The following is a 3692-nucleotide window of genomic DNA, read 5'->3' as shown; positions in this document are numbered from 1 at the left end:
CTCCATTTCAAGCTTCCATTACATCCTGTGGCTGTCAATGTTGCTGTTTCGCCTGCACAAATTGTCGTCTTATCGCTCAATATACTTGGTGTCGTCGGACTTACGCCTGTGCGGATGATGATATTATTTGAAGCTACACTACTTCCACAAACATTGCTACATGTTGCAGTATATGTTCCTGATGTGCTTACTTCAATTGTGCTACCAGTTCCGCCTGTACTCCATGATAAACTTCCTGTGCAACCTGTTGCTGTCAATGTCGCTTTCTCTCCGTCACAACATAAGGTCTTGTTTGCTGTAATTACTGGAGCTACTGGCGGTGTGTTTCTGTTGATAGTTACTGGTGTGCTATTGTTGCTTGTTCCACAAATGTTTGTACATGTTACTGTATAAGTACCAGGTGTACTAACTGTAATTGTAGATGTTGATTGTCCATTACTCCAAGCAAGCGTTCCTTCACATCCAGTTGCTGTCAATGTTGCAGTTTCAGTATTACAGATTGATGTTTTATCTGCTGTTACTGTTGGTGCAGATGGAGTGTTTCCTTTCTTGATTTCGATTTCATTCGATTTCGGACTTACTCCACAGATTGTCTCACAAACTACTGAGTACGTTCCTGCTGCACTTACTGTAATTGTGCTACTTGTTGCATTTGTACTCCACTTCAATGTACCGTTGCAACCAGTTGCTATCAATGTTGCAGTTTCTGTTCCACAAATTGTTGTCTTATTCGCAGTTATTGATGGAGTCGTTGGTGTTACACCTGTACGAATCACAACTGAATTTGACGATGAACTTGTACCACAAATATTTGTACAAGTTGCTGTGTATGAGCCAGAAGCTGTTACTTGCAATGTACTTCCTGTTGCTCCAGAAACATTCCAAGTGATTGTTCCATCTGTACAACCTGACGCTGTCAATGTTGCTTTTTCGCCATCACAACAGATTGTTTTATCCGATGTAATTACTGGTGCAGAAGGTTTGTTACCTTTTTGGATTGTTACGCTTCCACTTGAAACGCTTGTTCCGCAATCAGTTGTACAAGTTGCTGTATATGCTCCGCTTTGATTCACTACGATTGACGAACCAGTTGAGCCATTGCTCCAAAGAATGCTTCCTGCACAACCTTCAGCTGTTAATGTTGCAGTTTGTGCATCACAGATGACAGGCGAAGAAGTTTTCACTACTGGTGGATTTGGTTTATCTCCGATAGTGATGATTACCTCATTTGATTTAGGACTTACTCCGCAAATAGTTTCGCAAGTTGCAGAATATGTACCCGCTCCAACTGTGATTGTTGAACCAGTTGCATTTGTACTCCATTTCACTGTTCCATTGCAACCTGTTGCCGTTAATTTAACTGTTTCTGTTCCACAAACTGTCAATTTAGCTGCTGTAATCGTTGGACTTGTTGGTGTTACGCCAGTTCTAATCTCAATTGAGTTAGAAGCTGAACTTGCACCACAACTATTACTACATGTTGCTGTATAACTTCCAGCTACTGCTACTTGGATTGTGCTTGTTGTTGCACCTGTACTCCAAGAGATTTTTCCTGTACAACCCGAAGCTGTCAATGTTGCTTTTTCGCCATCACAACAGATTGTTTTGTCTGATGTAATGGTTGGTGCTACTGGAATTGAACCTTTTGTTACAGTTACTGAATTTGATACATTACTTGAACATTCTCCAACTTTACAAACTGCTGTGTATGTTCCTTCACTACTTACTGTGATGCTTGTTCCAGTTGCGTTGGTTGACCAAATAACTGTTCCACCAACACATGAAGTAGCAGTTAATGTAACCGAACCTGTCTCACAAATTGATGTTGGACCTGAAATATTGATTGATGGTGTTGCAGGTTTTTCTTTTACATCAACTGTAACAGTTGCCGATGTTGTACATTGGTCTTTCGACACTACGATTGTATAAACACCTTCGGCTGCAAGCGTCACATTATTAATTGTAACAATTCTACCTGTTTGAGCAAAAGCATTTGGTCCTGTCCAATTATAAGTTGCACCTGTACCGTAATCTGGAGAAGTCAATGTTAAATTTTGACCTTCACAAACATTGGCATTTGATGAGATAATCTTATCCAAAACCTTGATTTGAACAGATGTTGTGGCTATACCTACACAACCTTTGCTATCCGTTACTGTTACTGTATAAACACCTTGTGTTGCTGTTGTAGCAGGTGAAATACTTGGATTTTGCGATGTCGAAGCAAAACCATTCGGTCCAGTCCAAGCATACGATGTACCACCACTTGATGTTAGGTTAATGATTGTTCCTTCACAAACTGGTGAGTTACTTCCAATCGTTGGCACTAACTGTGCTGGTTGATTAACAACTATGCCTGTGATTGAAACTTTACAACCATTTACATCGGTCACTTCTACTGAGTATGTTCCTGATATTAAAGTAGAGATAGTCTGAGTGGTTGCACCAGTATTCCATTTGTATGAATAAGGAGTTTTTCCACCTACAACATTTACTGTTGCTGAACCATCTTTTCCACCATAACAAGTCACATCTGTTTTAGAAGGTGTTGCGTTTAATTTATCTGGTTGCTTAACTTCTACTGCTGTTGTTTTGATACAACCGTTAGCATCTTTCACTGTAAGCGTATAAGTACCTGCTGTTAAGCCACTAAATACATTACTTGATTGGAAAGTTGTACCGTCTTTACTGTATTGATAAGCCGTTTTACCACCTGTTGCTGTTAATGTAATTGAACCGTTGGTTTCGCCATTACATTTCACATCTGTACTTATTCCAGTAAGTGTTAAAGCATCTGGTTGAGTAATTGTTACACTTGTTGTTTTAAGACAGCTATTCGCATCTTTTACGGTGAAAGTATATGTTCCTGCTGTTAAGCTTGAAAATACATTACTTGCTTGGAAGGTTGCTCCATCTTTGCTGTATTGATAAGCAGTTGTTCCGCCTGTTGCTGTCAAGGTTACACTACCATCATTTCCACCATTACATTTCACATCAAGTGTTGTACTTATTAATGTAAGAGCATCTGGCTGGTTAACTTTTACTGTCGTTGTTTTAATACAACCGTTTTTATCTTTCAATGTAAATGTATATGTGCCTGCTGCTAAATCAGTAAATACATTTGAAGTTTGGAAGGTAGTTCCATCTTTGCTGTATTGGTACGGAGAAACTCCACCGCCAGCAGTCAACGTTACTTTACCATCATTTCCTCCGTTACATTTAACATTTTCTTGCGAACTTGTCAATGTCAAGACTGGAGGTTGAATTACTTCTACTGTGGCTGTTACTACGCAGTTCTTGCTATCTTTTACTGTTACTGTGTAAATTCCCGCTCCTAAGCCTGTTGCTGTTGCAGTCGTTTGGACTGGGCTGCTGCTCCATGAATAGGTGTATCCACCATTACCTTCGGTCGCTACTACTGTCGCTGTGCCGTTTTTCTCGCCGAAACACGCTACTGGTGTTGCACTCGCTACGGCTACTAAAGCTTTTGGTTGAATGACTTCTACTGTGGCTGTTACTACGCAGTTCTTGCTATCTTTTACTGTTACTGTGTAAATTCCCGCTCCTAAGCCTGTTGCCGTTGCCGTCGTTTGGACTGGGCTGCTGCTCCATGAGTAGGTGTAGCCACCGTTACCTTCGCTTGCTACTACTGTCGCTGTACCGTTTTTCTCTCCGAAACATGCTACTGGTGT

At 40.6% G+C, this 3692-nt stretch carries 1 pseudogene; it reads right to left on the bottom strand.

From position 1 onward, the window contains the following. Positions 1-3692: pseudogene (locus IEX65_RS27940) on the bottom strand (hypothetical protein); the annotation flags it as partial.

This window comes from Emticicia aquatilis, from assembly GCF_014644295.1.
Taxonomy (GTDB): domain Bacteria; phylum Bacteroidota; class Bacteroidia; order Cytophagales; family Spirosomataceae; genus Emticicia; species Emticicia aquatilis.
The sequence above is the reverse complement of the archived record's forward strand: the minus strand, read 5'-3'. Positions and strand labels throughout refer to the sequence as shown.